This is a genomic window from Tessaracoccus lacteus (genome assembly GCF_029917005.1).
In the GTDB taxonomy this organism is placed as follows: Bacteria; Actinomycetota; Actinomycetes; order Propionibacteriales; family Propionibacteriaceae; genus Arachnia; species Arachnia lactea.
Map to the genome: position 1 here is coordinate 2,586,876 of NZ_CP123967.1, position 25,011 is coordinate 2,611,886.

General features: G+C 70.1%; 27 protein-coding genes. 7 read left to right on the top strand and 20 right to left on the bottom strand.

Translation table 11 applies throughout. The features are described from left to right. Positions 1-92 precede the first annotated feature (92 nt). From fbaA to QH948_RS12055, 4 genes are all read right to left on the bottom strand, one after another. Positions 93-1,115: a class II fructose-bisphosphate aldolase gene (gene fbaA, locus QH948_RS12040; RefSeq protein ID WP_281144605.1), complete on the bottom strand. Its 1,023-nt coding sequence runs from the start codon at positions 1,113-1,115 to the stop codon at positions 93-95. A 104-nt stretch (positions 1,116-1,219) separates the two neighbouring features. Then, positions 1,220-1,756: a hypothetical protein gene (locus QH948_RS12045; protein ID WP_281144606.1), complete on the bottom strand. Its 537-nt coding sequence runs from the start codon at positions 1,754-1,756 to the stop codon at positions 1,220-1,222. Positions 1,757-1,761: 5 nt separating this feature from the next. Next, a complete protein-coding gene (locus QH948_RS12050) occupies positions 1,762-2,424 on the bottom strand; it encodes a TrmH family RNA methyltransferase (RefSeq protein WP_281144607.1) in 663 nt (220 codons plus the stop codon). Between the two features lie 69 nt (positions 2,425-2,493). Then, complete coding sequence (locus tag QH948_RS12055; protein WP_281144608.1) at positions 2,494-3,036, bottom strand: YceI family protein; 543 nt, start codon at positions 3,034-3,036, stop codon at positions 2,494-2,496. Between the two features lie 192 nt (positions 3,037-3,228). On the opposite strand from QH948_RS12055, the gene QH948_RS12060 reads away from it, so the two are divergent. Then, positions 3,229-3,876: a DedA family protein gene (locus QH948_RS12060; RefSeq protein ID WP_281146197.1), complete on the top strand. Its 648-nt coding sequence runs from the start codon at positions 3,229-3,231 to the stop codon at positions 3,874-3,876. A gap of 6 nt (positions 3,877-3,882) precedes the next feature. On the opposite strand, the gene QH948_RS12065 is transcribed toward QH948_RS12060, so the two are convergent. The 5 genes from QH948_RS12065 to QH948_RS12085 all read right to left on the bottom strand — a co-directional run bounded on the left by QH948_RS12065 (position 3,883) and on the right by QH948_RS12085 (position 7,074). Continuing rightward, positions 3,883-4,608: a LemA family protein gene (locus QH948_RS12065; RefSeq protein WP_281144609.1), complete on the bottom strand. Its 726-nt coding sequence runs from the start codon at positions 4,606-4,608 to the stop codon at positions 3,883-3,885. 77 nt (positions 4,609-4,685) lie between these two features. After that, entirely contained in the window at positions 4,686-5,225 is a 540-nt protein-coding gene (pyrE, locus tag QH948_RS12070; protein ID WP_281144610.1) for an orotate phosphoribosyltransferase, read from the bottom strand. Further along, positions 5,222-5,896: a sortase domain-containing protein gene (locus QH948_RS12075; protein ID WP_281144611.1), complete on the bottom strand. Its 675-nt coding sequence runs from the start codon at positions 5,894-5,896 to the stop codon at positions 5,222-5,224. The genes pyrE and QH948_RS12075 overlap by 4 nt, the downstream gene beginning before the upstream one ends. A gap of 43 nt (positions 5,897-5,939) precedes the next feature. Further along, a complete protein-coding gene (locus tag QH948_RS12080; protein ID WP_281144612.1) occupies positions 5,940-6,746 on the bottom strand; it encodes a spermidine synthase in 807 nt (268 codons plus the stop codon). Between the two features lie 31 nt (positions 6,747-6,777). Next, on the bottom strand, positions 6,778-7,074 hold the full coding sequence (locus QH948_RS12085; protein ID WP_281144613.1) for an antibiotic biosynthesis monooxygenase family protein: 297 nt from the start codon (positions 7,072-7,074) through the stop codon (positions 6,778-6,780). A 91-nt stretch (positions 7,075-7,165) separates the two neighbouring features. Here QH948_RS12085 and QH948_RS12090 point away from each other — a divergent pair, with 91 nt between their 5' ends. Beyond that, a complete protein-coding gene (locus QH948_RS12090; RefSeq protein ID WP_281144614.1) occupies positions 7,166-8,473 on the top strand; it encodes an MATE family efflux transporter in 1,308 nt (435 codons plus the stop codon). 92 nt (positions 8,474-8,565) lie between these two features. Continuing rightward, positions 8,566-9,798, top strand: coding sequence for a PQQ-dependent sugar dehydrogenase (locus QH948_RS12095; protein WP_281144615.1), 1,233 nt, complete (start codon positions 8,566-8,568; stop codon positions 9,796-9,798). Between the two features lie 4 nt (positions 9,799-9,802). On the opposite strand, the gene pdxH is transcribed toward QH948_RS12095, so the two are convergent. From pdxH to QH948_RS12110, 3 genes are read right to left on the bottom strand one after another with little or no spacing between them, the layout of a single operon-like run. After that, a complete protein-coding gene (gene pdxH / locus QH948_RS12100) occupies positions 9,803-10,444 on the bottom strand; it encodes a pyridoxamine 5'-phosphate oxidase (RefSeq protein ID WP_281144616.1) in 642 nt (213 codons plus the stop codon). A gap of 20 nt (positions 10,445-10,464) precedes the next feature. Then, positions 10,465-11,070 (bottom strand): DUF1707 SHOCT-like domain-containing protein, encoded by a 606-nt coding sequence (locus QH948_RS12105; protein ID WP_281144617.1) that lies wholly within the window; start codon positions 11,068-11,070, stop codon positions 10,465-10,467. A 47-nt stretch (positions 11,071-11,117) separates the two neighbouring features. Next, entirely contained in the window at positions 11,118-11,714 is a 597-nt protein-coding gene (locus QH948_RS12110; RefSeq protein WP_281144618.1) for a DUF1707 SHOCT-like domain-containing protein, read from the bottom strand. A gap of 424 nt (positions 11,715-12,138) precedes the next feature. On the opposite strand from QH948_RS12110, the gene QH948_RS12115 reads away from it, so the two are divergent. Beyond that, positions 12,139-12,894 carry an SDR family NAD(P)-dependent oxidoreductase gene (locus QH948_RS12115; RefSeq protein WP_281144619.1) on the top strand — a complete coding sequence of 252 codons (756 nt, stop codon included), beginning with the start codon at positions 12,139-12,141 and terminating at the stop codon, positions 12,892-12,894. A 14-nt stretch (positions 12,895-12,908) separates the two neighbouring features. On the opposite strand, the gene QH948_RS12120 is transcribed toward QH948_RS12115, so the two are convergent. From QH948_RS12120 to QH948_RS12135, 4 genes are all read right to left on the bottom strand, one after another. Beyond that, a complete protein-coding gene (locus QH948_RS12120) occupies positions 12,909-13,133 on the bottom strand; it encodes a hypothetical protein (protein WP_281144620.1) in 225 nt (74 codons plus the stop codon). Between the two features lie 284 nt (positions 13,134-13,417). Next, the gene (clpB, locus tag QH948_RS12125) at positions 13,418-15,985 is read right to left on the bottom strand and encodes an ATP-dependent chaperone ClpB (RefSeq protein ID WP_281144621.1); all 2,568 of its coding nucleotides are present in this window, start codon (positions 15,983-15,985) and stop codon (positions 13,418-13,420) included. A gap of 94 nt (positions 15,986-16,079) precedes the next feature. Beyond that, positions 16,080-17,570: a CAP domain-containing protein gene (locus QH948_RS12130; protein ID WP_281144622.1), complete on the bottom strand. Its 1,491-nt coding sequence runs from the start codon at positions 17,568-17,570 to the stop codon at positions 16,080-16,082. Between the two features lie 84 nt (positions 17,571-17,654). Continuing rightward, a complete protein-coding gene (locus QH948_RS12135; protein ID WP_281144623.1) occupies positions 17,655-18,353 on the bottom strand; it encodes an MgtC/SapB family protein in 699 nt (232 codons plus the stop codon). A 123-nt stretch (positions 18,354-18,476) separates the two neighbouring features. Here QH948_RS12135 and QH948_RS12140 point away from each other — a divergent pair, with 123 nt between their 5' ends. From QH948_RS12140 to QH948_RS12150, 3 genes are read left to right on the top strand one after another with little or no spacing between them, the layout of a single operon-like run. Then, the gene (locus tag QH948_RS12140) at positions 18,477-19,004 is read left to right on the top strand and encodes a hypothetical protein (protein WP_281144624.1); all 528 of its coding nucleotides are present in this window, start codon (positions 18,477-18,479) and stop codon (positions 19,002-19,004) included. A 7-nt stretch (positions 19,005-19,011) separates the two neighbouring features. After that, on the top strand, positions 19,012-20,289 hold the full coding sequence (locus tag QH948_RS12145) for a hypothetical protein (protein WP_281144625.1): 1,278 nt from the start codon (positions 19,012-19,014) through the stop codon (positions 20,287-20,289). Continuing rightward, positions 20,282-21,148, top strand: a complete 867-nt coding sequence (locus QH948_RS12150; protein WP_281144626.1) for a hypothetical protein — start codon at positions 20,282-20,284, stop codon at positions 21,146-21,148. Before QH948_RS12145 ends, QH948_RS12150 begins: the two co-directional genes overlap by 8 nt. A 3-nt stretch (positions 21,149-21,151) precedes the next feature. Here QH948_RS12150 and QH948_RS12155 read toward each other — a convergent pair whose 3' ends face one another. From QH948_RS12155 to QH948_RS12170, 4 genes are read right to left on the bottom strand one after another with little or no spacing between them, the layout of a single operon-like run. Then, positions 21,152-22,138 (bottom strand): malate dehydrogenase, encoded by a 987-nt coding sequence (locus QH948_RS12155; protein WP_438874142.1) that lies wholly within the window; start codon positions 22,136-22,138, stop codon positions 21,152-21,154. Continuing rightward, a complete protein-coding gene (locus tag QH948_RS12160; RefSeq protein ID WP_281144628.1) occupies positions 22,135-23,535 on the bottom strand; it encodes an aldehyde dehydrogenase family protein in 1,401 nt (466 codons plus the stop codon). The genes QH948_RS12155 and QH948_RS12160 overlap by 4 nt, the downstream gene beginning before the upstream one ends. After that, positions 23,532-24,734, bottom strand: a complete 1,203-nt coding sequence (locus tag QH948_RS12165; protein WP_281144629.1) for a cob(I)yrinic acid a,c-diamide adenosyltransferase — start codon at positions 24,732-24,734, stop codon at positions 23,532-23,534. Before QH948_RS12165 ends, QH948_RS12160 begins: the two co-directional genes overlap by 4 nt. A gap of 3 nt (positions 24,735-24,737) precedes the next feature. Then, positions 24,738-25,010, bottom strand: a complete 273-nt coding sequence (locus QH948_RS12170; RefSeq protein ID WP_219083005.1) for a EutN/CcmL family microcompartment protein — start codon at positions 25,008-25,010, stop codon at positions 24,738-24,740. Position 25,011: the final 1 nt, after the last annotated feature.

Genomic DNA, 25,011 nt, shown 5'->3' on the forward strand with positions numbered 1-25,011 from the left:
CGTCAAACATTCAACAACCTGCCCGGCGGGGCAGGAACGGAAACGGCGGCCGGACCCCGAGGGGACCGGCCGCCGTTGTCAGGTCAGACGGATCAGGCCATCTTCGTGCCGGCGGAGCGGAGCTGCTCGCAGGCCTCGACGATGCGCTTGGCCATGCCGGACTCGGCAGCCTTGCCCCAGGCGCGGGGGTCGTACTGCTTCTTGTTGCCGACCTCGCCGTCGATCTTCAGGACGCCGTCGTAGTTGCGGAACATGTGCTCCACGACCGGACGGGTGAAGGCGTACTGCGTGTCGGTGTCGATGTTCATCTTGATGACGCCGAAGTCGACCGCGTCGGAGATCTCCTGCGGGGTCGAGCCCGAGCCGCCGTGGAAGACCAGATCGAACGGGGACGCCTTGCCGTACTTGTCGCCGACGGCCTGCTGGATCTCCTGGAGAACAGCGGGGCGCAGCTTGACGTGGCCCGGCTTGTAGACGCCGTGCACGTTGCCGAACGTCAGGGCCGTCATGTAGCGGCCCTTCTCGCCCAGGCCGAGGACCTCGGCGGTGCGCATGCCGTCCTCGACGGTGGTGTACAGCTTGTCGTTGATCTCGCCGACGACGCCGTCCTCTTCGCCGCCGACGACGCCGACCTCGATCTCGAGGATGATGTTCGCCTTCGCGCAACGGGCGAGGAGCTCGTCAGCGATCTGGAGGTTCTCCTCCATGGGAACGGCCGAGCCGTCCCACATGTGCGACTGGAACAGGGGCAGCTCGCCGCGGGCGACGCGCTCCTCGGAGATGGCCAGCAGCGGACGCACGAAGGAGTCCAGCTTGTCCTTGGGGCAGTGGTCGGTGTGCAGGGCGACCGTGACGGGGTAGTTCTTGGCAACTTCCTGCGCGTAGGCCGCGAACGCGGCAGCGCCGGTGACCTTGTCCTTGATGGTGGGGCCGGACATGTACTCCGCGCCACCGGTCGAGATCTGCAGGATGCCGTCCGAGCCGGCCTCGGTGAAGCCCTGGAGAGCGGCGTTCAGGGTCTGGGAGGAGGAGACATTGATGGCCGGGTAGGCGAACTTGCCTGCCTTGGCCCGATCGATCATCTCCGCGTAGACCTCGGGAGTTGCAACTGGCATGGAAGCCTCATTTCTTGATGTGAACTCGAAGAATCCTTCAGCGCGCCCAGCCTATCGCGTGCCCCTTGGCAGCCAAAGGGTGACCCTCGCGGGACGGGCGGCGCTCAGACCACGCGGTCCAGCGCGCTGGTGTCGAGGTGGACGCGTCCGAGCGAATAGGCACGTGCCGCGGAGTCGATGATCTCCGGTGCGGCGTCGATGAACGACACCGGGACCTTGGCGATGTGGGCTCCGTCGGCCTCGAGCGAGACCGACGGGCCGGCCCCGGACTGGCGACCGACCAGCCTCAGCGCGGACACGTTCTCCCAGGGGACGCGCGCGGCGACGGGAGTGACGAACTCCACGCCGCGGCCGTCGAGGTAGAACGCCACTCCCTCCTGGATGGCGGCAAGGTCGCGCTTGGCGTTGGCCAGCCCGACCGCGGACACGACGAGCCAGAAGACCGACGAGGCGGTCCACAGGGCGACGACCACGATGGTCCAGGTGCGCGGCCAGTCGCGGCCGAGGAAGTAGATGACGAGGCCGAGCACGACGGCGGAGATGACGGTCGAGATGATGCGCCAGCGCAGCGCCGAACGCTGCTGGGTGACGCGGGCGGCGGTGGGCAGCGGGGTAAGCCCTGCGGCGAATCGCTCTGGCATGCTGCTCACTCTACGTCCGCGACGCCGGGTGCCCCGACTTCGACAGGGGGATGCTGCAGGCGCCAGTGGTACATGGCGATGGCCGCGGCGGCCCCGGCGTTCATCGACCTGGTCGACCCGGTCTGCGTGATGGCGACGAGCGCGTCGCACCCGGCGACCATCACCTCGGTCAGGCCCGGCCCCTCGGACCCGAAGACCAGGCAGCAGTCGGCGGGGAGTTGTGCCGTCTCCAGCGGCACGGAGCCCGGCAGGTTGTCGACCCCGACGGGGGTGACGCCGCGCTCGCGGAGCCAGTCGAGCAGCTCGGCCTCGTCGGCGTGGTGGTGGACGTGGAGATAGCGGTCGGTGACCATGGCGCCGCGGCGGTTCCAGCGCCGCCGGCCGACGATGTGCACCCCGGCGACGTTGAAGGCGTTCGCCGTTCGCACGATGGACCCGATGTTGAAGTCGTGCTCCCAGTTCTGGATGGCGACGTGCAGCCCACTTCGGCTGTGGTCGAGGTCCGCGACGATCGCCTCGAGGCGCCAGTACCGGTACCGGTCGACGACGTTGCGCCGGTCGCCCCCGGCGAGCAACTCGGGGTCGAGGCGGTCGTCGTCCGGCCAGGGCTCCGGGTGCGGGCCGACGCCGACCGTCGGTGCGGTGGGGTCGATCAGTGCGTCGCTCACGGGTCGAGAGTAACGACGGATCCCCCGCCCTGACGGGCGGGGGATCCGAAGGTGGCAGTCAGATCAGGCTCAGGCCTGGGCGATCGCGGAGATCTCCAGCTCGAGGGTGACCTTGTCGGAGACGAGGAAGCCGCCGGTCTCCAGGGCAGCGTTCCAGGTCAGGCCGAAGTCGGAGCGGAGCACCTGCACGGAGCCCTCGAAGCCGACGCGGGTGTTGCCGAAGGGGTCCTTGGCCTCGCCCTGGTATTCCAGCGGGAAGGTGACGGAGCGGGTGACGTCCTTGATGGTCATGTCGCCGGTGACCTCGACGACGTCGCCCTTGACGGCGAAGTCGGTGCCCTTGAACGTGATGTAGGGGAACTGCTCGGCGTCGAAGAAGTCGCCGGAGCGAAGGTGCGCGTCACGGTCGGCGTTGCGGGTGTCGACCGAGGCGGTCTCGATCTTGACGTCGAGAGAGGAGGCGGCCGGGTTGGCGGCGTCGACGACGGCGGAGCCTTCGAACTTCTCGAAGGAGCCGCGGACCTTGGTCACCATCGCGTGGCGGGTCACGAACGACAGGGTCGTGTGGGTGGGATCGAGAACGAGGGTGCCCTTGAGATCGGCGAGGCTCATGTTGGTGTCCTTTCGGGGTTGTTGACACAACCGTAGCTCAGTTTGATTGATGTTTCAACCACCTGGAGGGATTTCACCCAAGGCGAACAGTTCTGGGGTGTGGGATACCTCCCGGCGGTTTCGGGTCCAGAGTGAAGCCAGGCGTACCGTAGGCACGTGACGACATTGGTCCCCCTGCTCCTGCCCGCCTGGATGGACCCCGAGTTCCTCATCAACGCGATGGGCAACTGGGCGCTCTGGGGCTGCGCGCTGGTCATCTTCGCCGAGTGCGGCCTCTTCTCGATCCTGCCCGGCGACTCGCTGCTGTTCACCGTCGGGATGTTCGCCGCGCTCGGCAGCATCAGCTTCGGCGGCCCGATGCCGACGCTGATCGTCTCGGCACTGGTGCTGACCTGTGCCGCGATCGCGGGCAACGTCGCGGGCTACTGGCTGGGCACCGTCGTCGGGCCGCCGATCTTCAAACCGCGCGACGGGCTGATGGGCAAGGTCCTCGACCCCAGGCACGTCGCCCGGACGCACGCGTTCTTCGACCGCCACGGGCCCAAGGCCCTGATCCTGGCGCGCTTCGTGCCCATCGTGCGGACGATCGTGACGCTGGTGGCGGGCGTCGCGGGTATGCCCTTCCGGCGGTTCATCTCCTACACCGCGATCGGCGGGGCCCTGTGGGGCGTCGGCGTCACGACGCTGGGGTACTTCCTCGGTCGCGTCGAGCTGATCCGCGACCACATCGACGCCGTGCTGGTCCTCATCGTGCTCGTCTCGCTGGTCCCGATGGGAATCGAGTTCGCCCTCCAGCGCCTCAAGGCGCGGAAGGGCGAATCGGAGGGTGTGGCTGCCTGAGCGGGCTCAGCCCTGGAACGGACCCTTGTTCTGGTTCTCCCGGGCGAACGGGTCCGTGGAGATCTGCGGGGGCGCCGACGGCGGCTGCACGGGGGGCTGCTGGGTGTTGGTCGGCAGCTGCTGCGGCTCGGTCGAACCTGCGGGCCGCTGCGAGATCTCGCCGAAGTTCACGCCGGGCGCCTGTCGCACCGCCGGGTCGTTGACCTCGAAGTACGTGGCCTTCTCGAACTTGGCGAAGCCCGCGATGACGTTGGTGGGCACAGAGTCGATCTTGGTGTTGTACTCGCGCACGTTGGCGTTGTAGAAGCGACGCGCGGCGGCGATGCGGTCCTCGGTGTCGGTCAGCTCGCGCTGCAGCTCGAGGAAATTGGTGTTGGACTTCAGATCGGGGTACGCCTCGACCGACACCATGAGGCCGTGCACGGCCTGCGTCAGCTCCTGCTCGACCGCGGCGCGCTCCTGCGTCGGAGCACCCTGCGCGGACGCGGCCAGCTGGCGGGCCTGGTTGCGCAGCGCGGTGATCTGCTCGAGAGTGTTGCGCTCGTGGGCCGCGTAGCCGCGCACGGTCTCGACCAGGTTCGGGATCAGGTCGTAGCGGCGGTTGAGTTCGACGTCGATCTGACGCCACGACTCCTGGATCACGTTGCGGCTGCGTACGAACGAGTTGTACGAGCCGACGCCCCAGGCGATGATGCCGACGATGACGACGAGAACGATGATGAGGGCGATCACGGTTGGCCTCCTAGTAGGTCGCCCTTCACGGTAGCCGACCTGACCGTCCGTCAAAAGGGGAACCGCCCTTGACGGGGCTAGAGCCCCAGGTCCTCCAGACCGACGGCGAAGCGGTACTCCAGCCCTGCCTCGGCCACGCGCTCCGCGGCCCCCGTGGCGCGGTCGACGACCACGGCGACGGCGACGACGGTGCCCCCGGCCTCGCGGACCGCCTCGACCGCGGTCAACGCCGAGCCGCCCGTGGTGGAGGTGTCTTCGACGACCAGCACGCGGCGGCCGGCGACGTCGGTGCCCTCGATGCGGCGCTGGAGCCCGTGCGCCTTCGCCTCCTTGCGCACGACGAAGGCGTCGAGTCGCCCGCCCGCGGCCGCCCTTGCGTGGAGCATCGCGGTGGCGACGGGGTCGGCGCCGAGCGTCAGCCCGCCGACGGCGTCGAAGTCGAGGTCGGCGACGAGCTCGTTCATGACGCGCCCGACGATGGGCGACGCGACGCCGTCGAGCGTGACGCGACGCATGTCGACGTAGTAGTCGGCCTCCTTGCCGGAGGCGAGGGTGACCTTGCCGCGGACCACGGCGAGGTTCCCGATGTGCGAGATGAGTTCGGTGCGGTCGGTCATGGCGTCTCCGTCTTCGTCAGGGTGCCGAAGCCCACGGAGCGGTCGCCCGTGGGCACGAGGTCTTCGGCGGTGGTCAGGGTCAGGAAGGCCTGCGTCGGCACGATGTCGACGTGGCCGGGCACGGGGTCGAGGACCCACGAGTCGTCGGAGGCGACCGTCAGGTCGGCGGGGGCGACGGTGAGCGTGTACGTGAACGTCGCCTCGGGCGTCTCGATGATCACCTGGTCGCCGGCGGCCAGGCTCATGACGTCGCGCAGGAAGGCTCCGCCGGTGACACGGTTTCCGGCCAGCGCGAAGTTGCCCGCCTGGCCGGGGAGCGACGTGCCGGGATACCAGCCGAGCCCGCGGTCCAGGTCGGAGGGCTCGACGCCCGCGATGACGGGCGCCTCCAGGCCGATGGCGGGGATGCGCAAGATCCAGGCGGCGGTCCCGGTGGCGGGCCGGGCGACCTGCGGCGCCTCGTCCGTCTCGATGGCGGTCGGGGTCGCCTCGGCGATGGCGTTCCGCAGGCCAACCAGCTCGTCGGCCGCGGCCCGCTGGGCGAGCACGTTGCTGCCCCAGTAGCTCCAGGCGATCCAGCCGCCGAGAGAGAGGGCTGCGATCGCCAGGGCGATGAGGAACACCGCAAGCGGGGAGGTGCCTCGCTTCCCGGTCTTCTTCTTCGCCTGCACGGGCCCCATTCTTGCAGGTCCGTCGTTGGGCACGGCGCGCCGCCTACCAGCCTCGGCCGCGCGGGCCCGGCGAGGTGGTCGCATCGTCGTCGGTCATGGGTTCGGCGCCGCCCGGCCAGTCGCGGGCCCGTGCGCCGACGATCCAGCGGTAGCCGATGGTCAGCCCGGCTGAGGCCCGTTCGATCGCCGCGGTGTCGGCCCGCTTGTCGCTGGCCGCGAGGACGACGTTGCCGAACCGTTTTCCCTTCATGACGACGGGTTCCATGCCGACGATCAGGTTGCGCCAGCGGGCCGACAGCCCTGCCGCCAGGCCCTTCGCCCATTCGAACGGCGCTCGGTCGGTGACGTTGTAGATGACGACGGCGTCGCCGCGGCTCACCCTGCGCAGCTGGTCGAGGCACTCGACGGTGGCGAGTTCGCCCGGCACGCTCGGCCCGTCGAACGCGTCGACGATGATGACGTCCGCCCACGCCTCCGGCATCGCGGCCAGCCCCGCGCGGCCGTCGACGTCGCGGACCTTGATGCCCGAGCGGGGAGGCAGCGGGATCTTGCGCCGGACCTCGGCGGTCAGCTCGACGTCCGGCTCGCACACGACCTGCGCCGTGCCGGGGCGGCGCCAGGCCACCCAGCGGGGTAGCGACATGCCCGCGCCGCCGATGTGCACGATGCGCAGCCGATGGTCGGCTGGCGTGTCGAGCACGGTGTGGTCGAGGACCATCGCGATGTGCTGGACGTACTCGAAGGCGAGGAAGTCCGGGCGCGACGGGTCGACCCAGGACTGCTGGGTGGGGCCGAACCGGACCCAGAACGCGCCGGGGACGTCGCGGTCGGGGGCAAGGCGCTCGCTCATGGGCGAGACCCTACCGGCCGCCCGCGAGCGGTCAGAGGTCGACGACCTCGAACTCCAGGAGCTGCGCGCCGCTGGCCACGGGCCGCCGCTCGGCGCCGCCCGCGTGGGCCGCGCGCGCACCGTTGTCGCGCCACGCGACGAAGTCCTCCTCGGTGGCCCACTGCGTCAGGACGAAGTAGCGCGACTCCCCCGCGACGGGACGCAGCAGTTGGAACCCGAGGAACCCCGGGGACCCGTCGACGGCGTGCCGACGCGCCGCGAAGCGCTTCTCCAGCTCCGGTCCGGCACCCTCGGGCACCTCGATGGCGTTGATCTTGACGACGGCCACGTCTACTCCTCCCGCGGGGCCGCATCGGCCCCGGTTCGCCCCGAGGCTACCGGCAGGGGCCCGCCCGCGGCGGCGATACTCTGACTGCGCCATGAATCTCACGCGCCGCATCCTGTCCCTCGCCGTCCCCGCCTTCGCCGCGTTGCTGGCGCAGCCGCTGATGGTGCTGGCCGACACCTGGATCGTCGGCCGGCTCGGCACCCTGCAGCTGGCCGGCCTCGGCGTCGGCAGCGGCCTGCTACTGACCGCCGTCGGGCTGTGCATCTTCCTGGCCTACGGGTCGACGTCGGTCGTCGGCCGGTACGTCGGCGCGGGCGAGCGCCGCCGCGGGCTCGAGCTGGGGATCCAGGCGATGTGGCTCGCGTTCGCCATCGGGGCCGTCGTCGCGGTGGTCATGTGGCCGTTGGTGCCGTGGCTGTGCGCGGCGCTGGGCGCTTCCGGTGACGTCCTCCCCTACGCCGTGACCTACCTGAGATGGTCGCTCCCCGGCCTGCCGCTCATGCTCGTCACGCTCGCGGCGACGGGCACCTTCCGCGGGTTCTCCGACGCCCGGACCCCACTGGCGCTGTCGGTGTCCGCCGCCGCTGCCAACTTCGTGCTCAACCTCGGCTTCGTGTTCGGCCTCCAGCTCGGCATCGCCGGAGCGGCGCTCGGTACGGCCGTCGCCGAGAGCGGCATGGGGCTGACGGCCGCCTGGCTGGTGTGGCGACGCGCCAGGCCGACGGGCGCCCGGCTCGCGCCGCACTGGGGAGACATGGCGATGAGCCTCGGGATCGGGTTCCCGCTCTGGCTGCGGACCGTGACGCTGCGGGCCGCGTTGCTCATCACGACCTACGTCGCAGCCCGGCAGGGCGCCGAGGCGCTCGCGGCCCACGTGATCGCGATGAACGTGTGGAATCTGCTGGCCTATGCCCTGGATGCCCTCGCCATCGCGGGCCAGACGATCATCGCCACCGCGCTCGGGGCGGGCGACCGGTCCGGGGCGCGGCACTTCACCCGCGTGATGACCCGATGGTCGGTGGGCGCCGGGGCCGTGCTGGGACTCGCCGCCATCGTGTTGCGGGGCCCGATCGCCTGGCTGTTCTCCACCGACGACGCGGTGCGCGGGATCGTCGCGTCGCTGCTGCTCGTCGTCGGCGCCACGCTGGCGCTCGCGGGCTACGTCTATCTCCTCGACGGTGTGCTGATCGGGGCCGGCGACGGCGCCTACCTGGCGAAGGCGGGCCTGATCACGCTCGTGGTCTACGCACCGCTGGCGCTCATCGCCCTGCTGCTGCCCACCGGCCTGCCGGCGCTGCTGTGGCTCTGGGGGTCGTTCACGCTCGGCTTCATGGGCGCCCGGGCCGTGACGCTGGGGCTGCGGGCCCGCGGGGACGGGTGGATGAAGAGCGGGCTGTGACCGCTCCCGACGCGCCCCTCCGGCCGGACCACCACACGCGCCCGGGCCGCGGGGCCGGGGAGACCTGACCCCGCCACGGCTAGCGTCGAGGCATGAGCAGCCGACTCCGTCTCCCGGCCGCCGCGGCTCTGCTCCTGGCGGCCTGCTCCACCATCGACGACTCCCCCGCCGACTCCCCGTCGGCCGGGGCACCCAGCGTCTCCGCGCCGTCCTCCCCCTCCCCGTCGGCGTCGGCGAGCGGTTCCGCGGTCGCGTCGCCGGAACCGGCCAGCGCGTCTGTCAGCCCCGTGCCGGAGACCCACGAGTTCGAGGTGACCGAGCACGAGACGTTCGACGAGCCCTGGGCGATGACGTTCCTGCCCGGCACGGACGCGATGGTCATCACGGAGCGCCGCGGCGTGCTCCTGATCCGCGACGACCGGGGCATCGAACCGGTGACGGGCACGCCGGAGAGCATCACGGTCGCCGGGCAGGGAGGGCTCGGCGACATCATCGCGGGCCCGACCTTCGCCGCCGACGGCACCGTCTACCTCAGCTGGGTGAACTCGGACTCGTCAGGACGCAGCGGGGCAGTCGTCGGGCGGGGTCTTCTCGACGTCGAGCAGCGCACCCTCACAGGGCTGGAGGTCATCTGGCGGCAGGTCCCGAAGACCACCGGCGACGGTCACTTCGGGCACCGGCTGGCCGTGCACGACGGCCACCTGTACGTCACCTCGGGCGAGCGTCGGCAGATGACCCCCGCGCAGGACCTCGACACCAACCTGGGCGCGATCTTGCGGCTCACGCTCGACGGGGACCCGGCACCCGGCAACCCCTGGGCGGGTGAGGGCGACGACGTGACCGACGAGCTGTGGTCGAAGGGCCACCGCAACCCCCTGGGCATCTCGTTCGACGCCGACGGCAGGCTGTGGGAGACCGAGATGGGCCCGATGGGCGGCGACGAGCTGAACCTGATCGAGGCGGGCAGCAACTACGGCTGGTCGGAGGTCAGCAACGGCACGCACTACGACGGCACCGACATCCCCGACCACGCGAAGGGCGACGGCTTCGTCGCGCCGAAGGTCTGGTGGAACCCGTCGATCTCCCCCGGATCGCTGCTGATCTACCAGGGCGACCTGTTCCCGGCCTGGACCGGCGACGCGTTCATCGGCGCGCTGTCGGGCGAGGCGCTGATCCGCGTCGACCTCGACGGCGTGAAGGCGACCGAGAAGGAGACCTGGAGCATGGATGCCCGGATCCGGGCCGTAGCGGAGGCGCCGGACGGGTCGATCTGGCTGCTGCAGGACGGAGAGGACGCGAAGCTGCTCGAGTTGCGGCCCGCGTGAGGCGTCAGGGCTGCAGCCGCGTCGCGGACCAGGCGCCCGCGCCGTCGCGTTCGAAGCGGACTCGGTCGTGGAGCCGGCTCGGCAGCCCCTGCCAGAACTCGAAGGTGTCGACGTCGACGAGGTAGCCGCCCCACTCGGGAGGGCACTCGACGTCGCGACCCGCGAACCGTGCCTCGGCCTCGGCGAAGGCCGCGGCCAGCTCGTCGCGCGATGGGAGGGGCGCCGACTGGTGTGATGCCCAGGCCTCCAGCTGGCTGGCGCGCGGGCGGGTGGCGAAGTAGGCCTCGGACTCTTCGCGGGGCAGGCGGCTCACGGGGCCGGTGGCCCGGACCTGCCGCGTCTGGGGGGCCCACCAGAACGACGCGCTGGCGACGGGATTCTCGTCGAGGTCGCGCCCCTTGTCGGAGCCGTAGTCCGTGAAGAAGACCAGCCCACGGGGCGAGTACTCCTTGAGCAGCACGATCCGGGCCGACGGCCTCCCGTGCGCGTCGGCGGTGGCCAGCGTCACGGCCGTCGCGTCGGAGATCCCGGCCTCCAGCGCCTCCCGGACCCAGCTGGCGAAGAACCGCCACGGGTCGAGGCCGGAGAGGTCCTGCGGGAGGGGCTCGCCGGTGTAGTCGCGTCGGATGTCATGCAGGGAGGCCATGGGGCCATCCTGCCACCGGGTCAGCGGCCGAGTTCCCGCGCCATCGCCGCGACGGTCATCTTCGCCGTGAACTGATCGGCGCCCGTCAGGTCGCGGTAGCGGGCCTCGGCCTGCGCCGGGCTGCCGGTGCGGATGTAGTACATGATCTGCTCGCGCTCCTCGTATGTGAGCGGGCGGCGGGGCGCGGGCGGTTCGACGGGGGTCCGGCGCTTGACCATCTGGGGGTAGATCACCCAGACCCAGAGCGCCGTGAGGAGGACGAGACCGCCGAGCCGGCCGTCGGACATCCCGGTGAGTACCATGGCCACGATGACCATCCACCACTGCGCGTACCAGGGTTTGCCCAGCTTCGCGACCGGCTCCGGCAGCGCGGAGGGGACTCCGTACTGCACGGGCAGGCCCAGCGGCTGCGGGGCGGGGCCGGCCGATGCCGCGGCCTGTCCCGGCTTGCGCCCAGGGAGGTCGTTGAAGAGCACGGCCAGGTCGGGGGCGACCTTGGCCTCGAGCGCCCGGCCCATCCGGTCGTCGAACTCCTCGTTCGAGAGTCGGCCCGCTGCATGATGCTCCTGCAGGATCGCGATGGCCTCGTCGCGTTCTGCGTCACCGATGCGGATGTAGTCGGGCATGGCTCCAGACTACGGCGCCCCTGGGAATCCGGCGCGTCGGGGACCGGTCAGCGGCCGAGTTCGCGGCCGAGGGCCCACACGGCGCGTCGGGCGGACTCGGGGTCGGCTCCGGTCACCTCCATGAAGGCCGCGACGGCACCGTCGGGGTTGCCGAGGCTCAGCTGCTGCATGACGGCCTGCTTCCCGGCCACCGTCAGGGGTCGAGGGAAGCGGCCACGCGGCCTTCCGGACAGCATCCGACGGGTCCGCGCCTTGTGGCCGGCCAGCACCGCGACGATGACCACGAGCGGGAACCCGATGAAGTGACCGGTACCGACGCCCATCACGAAGAGGAGCACCAGGACTGCGCCGAGCGCCCACCACAGTGCCCTGGACCGGTCGGAGGCCTGTTCGACGGGCGGGGCCCACTGCTGCGGGACGGGCATCCCGTAGCTGACCGGCGCGGGTGCGGACTGCTGCCCGGGGCGCTGGCCGGGCAGGTCGACGAAGAGCGCCGTCAGGTCGTCGGCGACCTTGGCCTCGAGGGCCTTCCCCATCCTGTCGTCGAATTCCTCGGTGGAGAGCCGGCCGGCCGCGTGGTGGTCCTGCAGCAACGAGACGGCCTCGTCGCGCTCTGCGTCACCGATGCGGATGAAGTCGGGCATGCGTTCCAGGGTACGCGGCCTGGCGGAGGGGCGCCTCCGGGCTCCCCCGGGTTCACTTCCCGGAACCGCCCTGAGAGCCCCGGCCCCTGACACGACTCGACCCACCCCGAAAAACGACCAGTGCCCGGTTCTCCCCGGTCCGCCGAGGAGAACGGGGCACTGGTCGATTCTCGCGAGTCGGCCGCGCATGGGCAGTCAACGGTTCTCTGCCCCGGACCGGGGAGAAGCGACCACTGCCCGATTCTCGTCGGTCGGCCGACGGGATCCGCCGACGTCGCCCGCCGACGTGGTCCGCCGACGTGGTCCGCCGACGTGGTCCGCCCGTTGTCGTGCGGTACCCCGTGAAGTCATCGTCGCCGCACATACCGGGCTCTCGCATGTGACGCACTCCGGCGGTCGCGTGACTGGTCGCTACTCTGGGCCGATGTCACTGCAGCAGCTCTTCGGACTCGACGGCCGCTCCGCGCTCGTGACGGGCGGCAGCTCCGGGATCGGGCGGGCCATCGCACTCGCCCTGGCGGAGGCCGGGGCCCACGTGGTCGTCGCCGCACGGACCCGCTCGGCGATCGACGAGACGTTCGAGACGATCCGCGTCGGTGGCTGCTCCGCCGCCGGCGTCGTCGCAGATCTGTCGTCCCGGGTCGGCGCGCACGGGCTCGCCGACGAGGTCGGGGCCGTCGACATCGTCGTCAATTCTGCGGGGATCAACCTCCGGCCGTCGATGCCAGAGCTCGACGAGGACACCTGGGACGCGACGATGAGGGTCAATCTCGACGCGCCGTTCGTGCTCGGGCAGCGCCTCGCCCCCGGCATGGCACATCGCGGCTATGGACGCATCATCAGCATCAGCTCGCAGCAGGCCCATCGCCCCTTCGCAGCCAGCGGCGCCTACGGGGTCTCCAAGGCCGCGCTCGAGGGCCTCGCCCGGTCCCAGGCCGAGGCCTGGTCCTCGCAGGGCGTCACGTCGAACGTCCTGATCCCCGGCTTCGTGCAGACACCGTTGAACAGACGCCTGAGTTCTGACCCTGAGACCGTCGCTCGACTAGCCGCGCGGACCCTCGTTGGCCGAAACGGCAGCCCGTCGGACTTCGCCGCCGCGGCCGTGTTCCTCGCGGGACCCGGCTCGGCGTACGTCACGGGACAGTCCATCGCAGTCGACGGCGGCTTCTCGGTGCACTGACGAAGCGTCCAAAGTCAACGGCGCAGCCGCAGCACCAGGGCCTCTCGGGTGCAGCTGACTAGGCCTGACGGCGCGCCCAACTCGAAGGCGCAACCGCTGCTGAGTCGGTCGTGCACCCACAGACCGAGTCCGTCACGCAGCCGCAGGCGGGTGGGCAACCACAGACCGAGTCGGTCACGCAGCCGCAGGCGGAGTCGGTTGCGCCGCGCAACCAGCGTCGGGGGACGCTTCAGCCCCATCAGACGGGATCCCCACCCGGGTCCCACCGCGAGAATCGACCAGTGACCGCTTCTCCTTGGTGGACCGGGGAGAAGCGGTCACTGGTCGATTTTCGGGAACGCGCAACCGTCGCTCCAAGCAGGACGCCAACGATGTCACCGACGCCAACGGTATTCGCGTGAATATCGTTGGCGTCGGTGCAAATCGTTGGCGTCTGCGAACAGAGGGACCACCGGCGGTGGCGGCTGCGATCAGAGGGGCCCCTGCGCTGGCGTAGGCGCTCGGAGGGGCCCCAGCGCTGGCGTCAGACGATGGCCACGCCGTCGCCGGAGCGGTCGATCGTGACATGGCTGCCGTCGTGGATCTCCCCGGCGAGCAGGCCGCGCGCTAGGGCGTCCTCGATGGTCGACTGGACAAGCCGACGGAGCGGGCGGGCGCCGTAGACCGGGTCGAAGCCGACGTCCCCGAGCCAGGTGCGGGCCGCTTCAGTCACGTCGAGCGTGATGCGGCGGTCGGCGAGGCGACGGTTCAGGCGGTCGATCTGGATGTCGACGATCCGGGCCAGGTCCTCGGCGCTGAGCGCGTCGAACAGGACGGTGTCGTCGAGGCGGTTCAGGAACTCCGGGCGGAACGCCTGGCGCACCACGCCCATCACCGAGTTGCGGCGCGTCTCCTCGTCCAGCAGCGGGTCGGCCATGAACTGGCTGCCCAGGTTGGAGGTCAGGATCAGGAGCGTGTTGCGGAAGTCCACCGTGCGACCCTGGCCGTCGGTCAGGCGCCCGTCGTCGAGGACCTGCAGCAGGATGTTGAACAGGTCGGGGTGCGCCTTCTCGACCTCGTCGAGCAGGATCACCGAGTACGGACGACGGCGCACGGCCTCGGTCAACTGGCCGCCCTCCTCGTAGCCGACATAGCCCGGAGGGGCGCCGACAAGCCGTGCGACCGAGTGCTTCTCCGAGTACTCGCTCATGTCGATGCGCACCAGCGCGGTCTCGTCGTCGAACAGGAAGTCCGCCAGCGCCTTGGCCAGCTCGGTCTTGCCGACGCCCGTGGGGCCGAGGAACAGGAACGAGCCGGTGGGCCGGTTCGGGTCCGAGATCCCGGCGCGCGAGCGGCGCACCGCGTCGGAGACGGCCTTGACGGCGGCCTTCTGCCCGATCAGGCGCTCGCCGATGCGCTCCTCCATGTGGAGCAGCTTGTCCGACTCGCCCTCAAGCATGCGGCCCACGGGGATGCCGGTCCAGGATGCGACGACCTCGGCGATGTCGCCGGAGCCGACGTCCTCCGAGACCATCGACGGCGCGGCGTCAGGCGCCTCGGCGTCGGCAAGCTGCTTCTCCAGCGCGGGGATCTCACCGTAGAGGATCTCGGAGGCCTTCGCGAAGTCGCCGCCGCGCTGGAACCTTTCCGCCTCCGAGCGGAGCTCGTCGATCTTCTCCTTGATGTCGCCGACCCTGTTCAGCCCGGACTTCTCCGCCTCCCAGCGCGCCTCGAGCCCGCGCAGGTTCTCCTGCGCGTCGGCCAGCTCGGCGTTCAGGGCGGCGAGGCGCTCCTTCGAGGCGGCGTCCTGCTCCTTCTCGAGGGCGAACTTCTGCATGGTCATGCGGTCGACGTCGCGGCGGAGCATGTCGATCTCCTCCGGCGACGAGTCGATCTCCATGCGCAGCCGCGACGCGGCCTCGTCGATCAGGTCGATGGCCTTGTCAGGCAGCTGGCGCGACGTGATGTAGCGGTCGGACAGCGTCGCGGCGGCCACCAGCGCGGAGTCGGTGATCCGCACCTTGTGGTGGGCCTCGTAGCGCTCGCGCAGGCCGCGGAGGATCGCGATGGTGTCCTCGACGCTGGGCTCACCGACGAAGACCTGCTGGAAGCGCCGCTCCAGCGCGGGGTCCTTCTCGATGCGCTCGCGGTACTCGTCGAGCGTGGTCGCGCCGATCATCCGCAGCTCGCCGCGGGCCAGCATGGGCTTGAGCATGTTGCCCGCGTCCATGGCGCCCTCGCCGGACGCGCCAGCGCCGACGACGGTGTGCAACTCGTCGATGAACGTGATGACCTGGCCCTCGGCCTCCTTGATCTCGTTCAGGACGGCCTTCAGGCGCTCCTCGAACTCGCCGCGGTACTTGGCCCCCGCGACCATCGAGGCCAGGTCCAGCGACACCAGCCGGCGGCCCTTCAGGGAGTCGGGCACGTCGCCAGCCACCAGCCGCTGCGCGAGGCCCTCGACGACGGCGGTCTTGCCGACGCCGGGCTCGCCGATCAGCACCGGGTTGTTCTTGGTGCGGCGCGCGAGGACCTGCACCACGCGGCGGATCTCCGAGTCGCGGCCGATGACGGGGTCGAGCTTCCCGTCGCGGGCGCGCTCGGTCAGGTCGACGGAGTACTTGTCCAGCACGGACTCGCCGCCCTCCGACTCCGCGGACGTGACGCGCTTGCCGCCACGGGCAGCCTGGAAGGCCTCGGTGAGGGCCTTGGCGGTGACGCCGTGGCGCGCGAGGATCTTCTTCGCATCCGAGTCGATGTCGGCCAGCGCGATCAGCAGGTGCTCGGTGGCGACGAAGTCGTCGCCGAGCGTGTCGGCCAAGGTCTCGGCCGCCGCGAGCACGCGGGCGAAGGGCCCGCTGAGGGCGGGCTGCGAGACCGAGTTGCCGGAGGTCGACGGCAGCTTGCCGATCGCCTCGACGGCGGCGTTGTCGACGACGGCGGCCTTCGCGCCGACGGCCTCCAGCAGCGCGCCGACGGTGTTGTCGGGCGTGAGCATCAGGCCGTGCAGCAGGTGCACCGTCTCGGAGTTGGGGTTTCCGTTCGTGAGAGCCCGGCGGACCGCCGCGGTGACGGCGTCGCGGGACTTCGTCGTGAGCCTCTCGGTGTTCATGAGTATGGGTCTCTCCTCCTCGAAATGCTAAGTTGAGTCTACTTCACTCAACCCTTTCGGCAAGGAGGATATTCCCTGATCCGACCCTGATTGATCAGGGGTTGAACAGCTTGACCTTGTAGCTGTAGCTCGACGACGACGTCCCCTTGATCCCCGTCACGGACACCGTGTAGGTGGCGACGGCCGACCCCTTCGGCATGCTGAGCCCGGACACCTTGAAGCTGATCGTCTCGGGCCCCATGTAGGACACGACGCCGTACTTCTTCACGGAGAGCTTCCTGCCGCTGGACGTCTTGACCGTGACCTTGGCCTTCGAGAAGTCGGCCCCCGCCGCGGAAGCAGACAGCGACCAGCGGCCGTCGGGCTCGATGCTCGCCGGGAAGTACCCCGCCGACGGCCACTCGAGCCAGGTGGGCTTCGCGTTGTACTTCGACGTGGCGAGCCCGCTCTTGCCGATGACGGTCAGCGTGCTGGCCCGGTTCGTCGAGCCCGTGCCCATGACGGCGATCGACGGCTCGAGGATCCAGCGACGGTGGCCGACGACCGTGTTGTTGCTCCCGGCGTCGACCATGTAGCCGACGATGCCGCGGGCCCCGGTCGTCACGGCGGGCAGCGACCCGCCCCACTGCAGCGCGATGTTGGACCGGCCTGCCGCGTCGGCGCCGACGGTGCTCCAGCAGGAGCCCGACTTCGTCGGGTAGTGCGTGATCTCGCCGCGCGCCTCCATCATCAGCGAGTTCCGCAGCGCCTCCTTGTTCCAGGTGCTGTTGAAGCGGACTCCGTCGAGCTGCACCATGGCGCGCATGAAGTTGACCGCGTCCAGCGTGGCCTTCTTCGACGAGGAGGACTCCGTGCCGACCTTGCAGCTGGACGTCCTCCCCGTCCAGCCGGTGCTCTTCTTGAGCGCCGGCAGCAGGATCTTCGTGTAGGCGGCGTCCACCGACGCCTTGCTTGAGGTGTCGACGAGCTTGACCTGCTTCGTCACGGCCGAGTCCCGCTTCACCGTCGGGTAGCCGGACCTGGAGCCCGTGACGCGCGCGAAGATCTTCTTGCCCTGCTGGCTGGTCGTGACGGTGAACGTGGTCGACGTGGCGCCCGGGATCGCGACGTTGTCGGCGTACCACTGCACCTTCAGCTTGGCACCCGACGTCCAGGTGCCTCGCTTGACGGTCAGCTTCGAGCCCAGCTTCGCCGAGCCGGTCACCTTGGGGGTCGGCGCGAGGATGACCTTCTTCGTGGCCGCCGACGTCTTCGACACGGATGTGTACCCCGACTTCGAGCCCGTGACCGTGACGGTGATCCGCCTGCCCTTCTGCGTCGTGGTGGGCTTGAAGGTCTTCGACGTGGCCTTCGAGATCGCCTTGCCGTCGGCGCGCCACTGGTACTTCAGCGTCGCCCCCGAGGTCCACGAGCCGGCCTTCGCGGTCAGCGTGGAGCCGACCCGCGGCGTGCCCGAGATGGACGGCGTGGCCGACGAGACGTCCGGGCCCTCCGCAACCGCGGGCACGACGCCCGCCGCCAGCACCACGGCCAGGGCGGCGACGAGCGACAGGACGCGTCTCTTGACGACGGCGGTGGCGTGCATGGCTGGTCCTCATCTCCGGGACCGGGCGGCCCGTGCCAGCATTCTGCACGACGCGGGCTCAATACTCCCGACCGCGTCCGGGTTCTAGAGCTCGTCGTCGCGGGTCGCCAGCTCGACGCTCAGCACGCCTCGCACCTCGCTCAGCTGCGTCATCACGTCGCGCAGCGGCGGACCCTTGCGGAACCGCATCTCGGCGCGGACCGCGACCGTGTCGTCGACGTGCGTCTGCCGCGTGTTCACCAGCGTCGTCTCACACCCGAGATCGGTCGCCACGGCAAGCACGTCGCGCAGCACGCCACGGCCGTCGGCATAGGTCAGCAGCACCGTCGACCGCTCCCCCGCCGTCGGCATCAGGCGGGCCAGCGGCGCCACGACAAGCACGGCGACGAAGTGCAGGATCGTCGCGAAGACGGCCAGCGGCAGCAGCCCCGCCCCGCACGCCATGCCGATCGCGGCGGCCAGCCAGATCGACGCGGCCGTGGTCAGACCCCGGACGACATCGCGGTTGACGAAGATCACGCCGGCTCCGAGGAAGCCGATGCCCGAGACGATCTGCGCGGCGATGCGAGAGGGGTCGCGCGTGACCTGGTACTCGGCCAGGTAGATGAACCCCTCGACCGAGATCAGCGTGAACACGCAACTACCCAGACCGACGAGAGCATGCGTGCGGACGCCGGCAGACTTGTGCTGGAACTGCCTCTCAATGCCGATGCAGGCGCAGAGCAGGAACGCTGCGGTCACCAGACCCACCTGCAGCGGAACGGCCGACCAGTCGAACAGCATGGGGCACCTCCTCGCCCATCTTGGCACGGCTGATACTCACGCGGATCGCGGATCCGTACTCAGCCGGATGCCGCCCCTGCGACCGGACGCGCCGCTAGGGTCGAGACAACTGAAGGAGGGCCGATGGGCGCTGAGGTGGACGTCGAGATCGAGGCTGGCCGACTGGTCAGGGTAGGAATCCGCAACGGCTGGCGGGACCGCACCGATACCAGGGGTCTCTCCGAGGAACTCACGGCGGCCATCCGAGCCGCCCTCCCCGAAGACGAGACGGCGCCGCCCCCCGCCGAGGGCGACGACGCCACCCGACGGCAGGTCTCACCGCAGCGGCTGCGCGAGTACATGGCGATGCACCGCGAATGGATGCAGCGGTCCCGCGACTACCTGCGCCGATCGAGGGCGGGCGAGTTCGCGGCCGCCGGGGCCGACGAGGTCGTCGACGACCAGCGCCACGTCGCCATCTTCCTCGACGGGGGTCGCTTCGACTCCGTAGCCCTCGACCCCGAGTGGGCCGGGCGCGCCACGCTCCAGTCTCTCGCCGACACGCTGCTCAGCGCCTTCGCCGGCGTCGACCTCCTCGGGCGCGACCCCGGCCGCGAGGAGCGGGAGGCGCTGCGGCGCCTCGACCGCCAGATCCGCGAGCTCGTGAGCTGAGGCGGGCATGCCGGACAACGAGTCGTACGACGCCGCACTGGTCATCAAGCAGTCCTGCGACGACATGGTCGACAGCTACGAGGATCTCGTGGAGGCCGGGGCGGCCGTCATGGGCGACATCAAGTCCACCATCGGACAGCTGAAGCAGTACAAGTACGAGAGCTGGGCGTCGGGGCAGTACCTCGGCGTCGAGTACCGCGACAACAAGTACAGCGGCTGGGACAAGTTCTGGATGCGCGTCGGCGGTCTCAGCTTCACCGAGGAGGAGGTCCCGCACCCACGCCGGCAGGAGGCCTACGATGCCCTCGAGAACGCCCAGGGCATCGTCGACGAGGTCGATGAGAAGTTCGAGCTGGATTCCAAGGACATCCGCGACACCGTGGGCAGCGTCGCGGACCACATGAGCGGCTGGGTCGACACCGTCGCGAAGCTCTCTGCTCTGGTGTTCCCCAGCAGCATCACCCAGATCAGCACCACGGGGGACACCACCGGCTGGCAGAGCCCCTCGGCGATGGAGACCTACCGCGACAACGTGACGCTCCAGGACTCCGCTCACTCCACGACGCAGTCGGTGATCCGGGCGCTGCTCGAGCGTGACGCGGCCTTCCTGCAGAACATGACGGAGTCGCTGACGGCCTTTGCTGACCTCGTGCGGGAACAGAACCAGTCCTACATAGACCTGGCCACGGGTTCGTGGAAGCCCGAGGACCTGAGCATCGACTTCGTGCTCGGCAAGATCGGCGACGTGGCCACGTTCGTCAACGACTACAAGTCGCGGCAGACCGAAAAGGCCACCGCGATGATCAACACGCTCAACAATGCGGTCACGGCGACGCTGAAGACCGAGGAGCTGCGGGGACAGATCAACGCGATGAGCGAGCCGACGGGAAGCGGAGGCAACGGCTGGCCGATGCCGGCCAACCTCTCGGGGTACCGCTCCCCCGATCAGTCCGGGTTCGAGGAGCTGCGGTTCAACACCCGCTGGTTCAAAGACCACATCGAGTTCTGGGAGGACCTCTCGGACGACTTCGACCCCGTCATCTCGACGGCGTCCGGCACCCCCGCGATCGCGCCGATGTTCCTGCAGTTCCCCGGCTTCTCCGCCACCGCGACCTCGGGGCTGAACACGCTGGCCCAGGACCTCCGCGAGAAGGCACTGGCCCGGGGCCAGTCCGCAACGCAGGACATGTCGGAGAAGCTGGACGCCACGATCCGCAACTACCTCGCCGGCGAGGCACTGAACACCCAGGAGGCCGAGCAGTTGCAGCGGATGCTCGATGAGTGATGCCCGCGGGCTTGCCCTGGCGACGGCCGTGGCGGTCACCGGGATCCTCGCGGGCTGCACCCCGGCCGAGCGGGAGGAGCCCGCGATCGACCCCGCGGCCGCGGTCGTCCCCGCGCTGGAGGCGCTGGCGGCCGACCAGGCCACATCCCTCGGATCCCTGACGTGGACCCCCGACCAGCTGAGCATCGTCACCTCCTCGGCCGACGGGACCCTCTCGCGCATCCTGGCGCCACGGAGCCTCGACCCGCAGCCCACCAGCATCAAGGTGGCGGCGCTGGCCGCCGACTCGCTGGACCCCGAGGCGTTGGGCGCCGAGCTCACCGCACTGAAGGAGTCGTGTGACGAGTCGTGGTACCGCGTCTCGCTGTACGCCGTGACGGCCTCGTCGCACGTGTCATCCATGCAGTGCGGCGCCGATGCCCAGTCCGTCACCGGCGCCGATCCGGTCGCCTCCCGGCTCGACGGCAAGCTCGTCTCTGCCCTCACCGGGCAGTGGTCGGCCGAGGAGCTGCAGACGGCGCTCGACGAGCTGACGCTGCTGGCGCCGTCGGGGATCGTGCAGTCGGTCCAGTTCAGCCCCGACCGTGTCACCGCCCGCCTGACGAGGGCCGACGCCAGCAACGGCTGCCAGCCGGAGGTGTGGCGTAGCCTGGACGGCACGGACGTCGGCACGGTGTGCTGGTCGGGGACAGCCGAGCCCGGCGTAGACCTGGCCGGCCTCACGGGTGAGGCTCTCGCCGACGCCCTCTACGCGGCCTCGGCCGGCGAGGTCCTCACCGACCCGACGATCACGCTGACCGTGCAGGACGGCACGCCGACGGTCGCGGTCGCGGGCATCGGCTCCGCCCCCGTCTCCTGAGCCTCAGATCAGGCCGAGGGCGCGCACGGCGTCGCGCTCGCCCTGCAGCTCACCCAGGGACGCGTCGATCTTCGCCTGCGCGAAGGCGCTGATCGGCAGGCCCTGCACGATCGACCAGTCCCCCGCCGAGCAGGTCACCGGGAACGACGACACCAGGCCGTCCGGCACCCCGTACGACCCGTCGGAGGGCACGGCCATCGACGTCCACTCGCCCTCGGGAGTCCCGAGCAGCCAGTCGCGGGAGTGCTCGATCGTCGCGTTCGCTGCGGAGGCGGCGCTCGAGGAGCCGCGGGCCGCGATAACCGCCGCCCCGCGGCGGGCGACCGTCGGGATGAAGTCGAAGTTGATCCATCCGTCGTCGGCGATCCACCGGTCGGCCGGAACTCCGCACACCTTCGCGTTGAAGACGTCCGGGTACTGCGTGGTGGAGTGGTTGCCCCAGATGGTCATGCCCGTGACATCGCGCACCGGCCTCCCGGCCCGCTCCGCGAGCAGCGCGCGGGCCCGGTTGTGGTCCAACCGGGTCAGCGCGGAAAAGCGTTCCCGGGGGATGCCCGACGCGTTGTGGTACGCGATCAACGCGTTGGTGTTGGCGGGGTTGCCGGTCACGACGACGCGCACGTCGTCGGCCGCCGAGGCCGCCAGCGCCCTCCCCTGTTCCGTGAAGATCGCGCCGTTGGCCGTGAGCAGGTCGGAGCGCTCCATCCCGGCCTTGCGCGGCATGGCGCCGACGAGCATCGCCAGGTTGGCACCGTCGAACATCCTTCTCGGGTCGGAGCCGATCTCCACGCCGGCCAGGTTCGGGAAGGCGCAGTCGTCAAGCTCCATCACGACCCCCTCGAGGGCCTTGAGCGCCGGCTCCACCTCCAGCAGTCTGAGCCGCACCGGCCGGTCGCCCAGCAGGTCGCCCGACGCCAGCCGGTAGAGCAGCGCGTACCCGATCTGCCCGGCCGCCCCGGTGACCGCGACGGTGAACGGAGTAGACATCAGCGGATGTTGAGGTCGTCGACCAGGACGCAGCGACGGGTCCGCGCGAAGTTGCGCGTGCGGGTCAGCCCCTCGCCCGTGGGCCCGGCGATCGTGAACGTCGAGTAGCCCTCGCCGCCGATGCCGATGCCGTTGAACGACGGGCCGTTCTTCACGAAGATGGTCGTCTGGATCTCGCGGCCCATCTTGGTGAGCTTCTTCACGTCGCGCGAGTGCATGATGGCCGTGTGCCGGTTGCCGTGCTCCAGCTCGACGGCCAGCTCGATCGCCGCGTCGACGTCCGGCACGCGCACCAGGCCGAGGACCGGCATCATCAGCTCGTGCACCACGAACGGGTGGTCCGCGGCGGCCTCGAAGACCACGAGGCGCACTCCCGCAGGCGGCTCGATGCCGATGGCCTGCAGGATCTCGCAGGCCGGCTTACCGACCCATGCCGTGTTGGGGCCGGTCCCCTTGGCGTTGAGGATGATGGACTCGAGCTGCTTCGCCTGCTCCGGCGTGATCTCGTAGGCGCCGTTCTTGAGCAGGTTGAACTTCAGCAGGTCGGCGATGGAGTCCACCGCGATGATCTCCTTCTCCGCCGTGCAGGGAAGGTTGTTGTCGAAGCTGGCGCCGTCGACGATGCACTTGGCGGCGTGGGCGATGTCGGCCGTCTCGTCGACCACGACGGGCGGGTTGCCCGCGCCGGCTCCGATCGCCTTCTTGCCGGAGCTGAGCACCGTGTGCACGATGCCGGGGCCGCCGGTGGCGACCAGCATCCGCACGTCCGGGTGCGCGATCATCTTGTTGGTGTTCTCGATCGACGGGTCGGAGACCGTCACGATCAGGTTGGCGGGGGCCCCGGCGGCGGCGAGGGCCTTGTTGAGCTTGCGGACCTGCCACAGCGACAGGTTCTTGGCGCGCGGGTGCGGCGAGAACACCACCGCGTTGCCCGCGGCCAGCATGCCGATGGCGTTGCAGATCACGGTCTCGGTCGGGTTGGTCGTCGGCGTGATGGCTCCGATGACGCCGTAGGCGGAGTACTCCACGGTGGTCAGGCCGTGGTCCCCGGACCACGCCGAGGTCTCGAGGTCCTCCACGCCCGGCGTGTTCTCCGCGGCGAACTTGTTCTTCAGGTACTTGTGCGCCACGTCACCCATGCCGGTCTCGATCACCGCCTGGGCCGCCATGTAGTCGAGGTTCTCCGGCAGGGTCATGCAGTCGCGGATGGCCTGGACGAAGCGGCGCCGCTCCGCCAGCGAGCAGGCACGGTAGTTCTTCGCTGCCGTCGATGCCGCGGCGACGGCAGCATCCATGTCGTCGAACACGCCGTCGCCCGAGGCCGACGGCTTCTCGTCGGCGGGAAGTGCCGCCAGCACCTTGCGGACGGCTGCTTCGAGCAGGGTCGGGTCGATCGTCATTTCTGTGCTCCCATCACGGTTGTCAGTGCATAAGTGGCGACGTCGCAGTCCTCGTCGACGGTGCCGCCGGAGATGCCGAGGGCGCCGATGACGGCACCGTCGACGATGAGTGGGACGCCGCCTCCGAAGAGGACGACGCGTCCCGAGTTGCCCCCCGCCAGTCCGGGGAGGGCGCCGCCCTCGGCCGCCAGCGGCCCGAGGTCGGCGGTGGGCATCTTGAACGCGTTCGCGCTCCAGGCCTTGTTGGCGGCGATCTCCAGGCTCGCGATCAACGACCCGGGCATCCGGTGCAGCAGCACCTGGTTACCCGCCGCGTCGACCACGACGATCACCATGGGCACGCCCAGCTGCACCGAGCGCTTCTCGGCCGCGTCGGCCAGGTCCTTGGCGAGCCTGAGCAGCGCCTCGGGCGTGCGTGCGTCGCAGTGCGTCCGCATCGCCCCCCAGCGGGAGGTCTCAGCCGGATCGTTGAGCTTGTCGACACGCGACGAACCTGAGACGCCTTCCCCTTCGACAAGCTCAGGGCCCTTCGACAAGCTCAGGGAACCGGAGGGGCTCAGGGAACCGGAGGGGCTCAGGGAACCGGAAGGGCTCAGGGAACCGGAAGGGCTCAGTAAACCGTCCAGCTGCGGCCAGTACCTGGCGACGGTGTCGCGGACGACCTGCTCGACGTGCGCCAGCTCGTACCACGTCTCCGTGAGGCGGGCGACCGAGTAGACGGCGTCGGAGAGTCGGTTGAGGAACTTGATGAGTTCCGGCCGGACGGGCTCATGCTCGGCAAGGGTCAGGCAGCGGCGCTCGGCCCGGCGGATGACGGTGCGGGCGACATGGAACGGGGCGGAGACCTCGTCGCGCCCTGGCACCACGAACGAGCGCTGCGGGCCCGTGATGGCCAGGCAGTCGTCGATCAGGTGCTCAAGGCCCTCGATGTCTGCGGTGGAGATCTTGTTGTCCAGGATCTCGGCGCCCTTGGCGTCGGAGGCGAGTTCCGCACCCGCGACGAACATGCGCTGCTGGATCGCGTGGATCCGGTCTCGCCACGGCCCCGGCTCGAGCCCGGCCTTCGCCGCGCCCAGCGCCGCGTTGGCCTCGTCGACGGTCCCGTATGCCTCGACGCGCAGGCTCTGCTTGATGACGCGGGAGCCGCCGAACAGGCCGGTGGTCCCCTTGTCGCCGGTGCGGGTGTAGATGGCGGGCATCGGTCAGCGCTCGTCGATCTCGACCGCGTCGACGATGCCGACGATCGTGGAGTCGATGGGGGCTTCCTTGCGATCGGCCGCGAAGCGGGCCGAGGAGCCCTTGGTGACGATGACCGTCTCCCCGTTGCCCGCGCCGACGGTGTCGACACACACCTCAGGGGTTCCGGTCAGCGCGCCGGACTCGTCGAGGCGCCGGGTCAGCATCAGCTTGAAGCCGACGAGACGGGGGTCCTTGCTGGTCGAGACGACGTTCCCGATGACCTTGGCCAGGTACATG

Bases quoted from the DNA above. Each gene is read 5' to 3' on its own strand.
- QH948_RS12170 (WP_219083005.1), bottom strand. From the start codon at position 25,010: ATGTACCTGGCCAAGGTCATCGGGAACGTCGTCTCGACCAGCAAGGAC.
- clpB (WP_281144621.1), bottom strand. From the start codon at position 15,985: ATGAACACCGAGAGGCTCACGACGAAGTCCCGCGACGCCGTCACCGCG.
- QH948_RS12090 (WP_281144614.1), top strand. From the start codon at position 7,166: ATGAATCTCACGCGCCGCATCCTGTCCCTCGCCGTCCCCGCCTTCGCC.
- QH948_RS12150 (WP_281144626.1), top strand. From the start codon at position 20,282: ATGAGTGATGCCCGCGGGCTTGCCCTGGCGACGGCCGTGGCGGTCACC.
- QH948_RS12115 (WP_281144619.1), top strand. From the start codon at position 12,139: ATGTCACTGCAGCAGCTCTTCGGACTCGACGGCCGCTCCGCGCTCGTG.
- QH948_RS12130 (WP_281144622.1), bottom strand. From the start codon at position 17,570: ATGCACGCCACCGCCGTCGTCAAGAGACGCGTCCTGTCGCTCGTCGCC.
- QH948_RS12145 (WP_281144625.1), top strand. From the start codon at position 19,012: ATGCCGGACAACGAGTCGTACGACGCCGCACTGGTCATCAAGCAGTCC.
- QH948_RS12110 (WP_281144618.1), bottom strand. From the start codon at position 11,714: ATGCCCGACTTCATCCGCATCGGTGACGCAGAGCGCGACGAGGCCGTC.
- QH948_RS12055 (WP_281144608.1), bottom strand. From the start codon at position 3,036: ATGAGCCTCGCCGATCTCAAGGGCACCCTCGTTCTCGATCCCACCCAC.
- QH948_RS12160 (WP_281144628.1), bottom strand. From the start codon at position 23,535: ATGACGATCGACCCGACCCTGCTCGAAGCAGCCGTCCGCAAGGTGCTG.
- QH948_RS12080 (WP_281144612.1), bottom strand. From the start codon at position 6,746: ATGAGCGAGCGCCTTGCCCCCGACCGCGACGTCCCCGGCGCGTTCTGG.
- QH948_RS12165 (WP_281144629.1), bottom strand. From the start codon at position 24,734: ATGCCCGCCATCTACACCCGCACCGGCGACAAGGGGACCACCGGCCTG.
- QH948_RS12135 (WP_281144623.1), bottom strand. From the start codon at position 18,353: ATGCTGTTCGACTGGTCGGCCGTTCCGCTGCAGGTGGGTCTGGTGACC.
- QH948_RS12060 (WP_281146197.1), top strand. From the start codon at position 3,229: ATGGACCCCGAGTTCCTCATCAACGCGATGGGCAACTGGGCGCTCTGG.
- QH948_RS12095 (WP_281144615.1), top strand. From the start codon at position 8,566: ATGAGCAGCCGACTCCGTCTCCCGGCCGCCGCGGCTCTGCTCCTGGCG.
- QH948_RS12045 (WP_281144606.1), bottom strand. From the start codon at position 1,756: ATGCCAGAGCGATTCGCCGCAGGGCTTACCCCGCTGCCCACCGCCGCC.
- QH948_RS12105 (WP_281144617.1), bottom strand. From the start codon at position 11,070: ATGCCCGACTACATCCGCATCGGTGACGCAGAACGCGACGAGGCCATC.
- pdxH (WP_281144616.1), bottom strand. From the start codon at position 10,444: ATGGCCTCCCTGCATGACATCCGACGCGACTACACCGGCGAGCCCCTC.
- pyrE (WP_281144610.1), bottom strand. From the start codon at position 5,225: ATGACCGACCGCACCGAACTCATCTCGCACATCGGGAACCTCGCCGTG.
- QH948_RS12120 (WP_281144620.1), bottom strand. From the start codon at position 13,133: ATGGGGCTGAAGCGTCCCCCGACGCTGGTTGCGCGGCGCAACCGACTC.
- QH948_RS12140 (WP_281144624.1), top strand. From the start codon at position 18,477: ATGGGCGCTGAGGTGGACGTCGAGATCGAGGCTGGCCGACTGGTCAGG.
- fbaA (WP_281144605.1), bottom strand. From the start codon at position 1,115: ATGCCAGTTGCAACTCCCGAGGTCTACGCGGAGATGATCGATCGGGCC.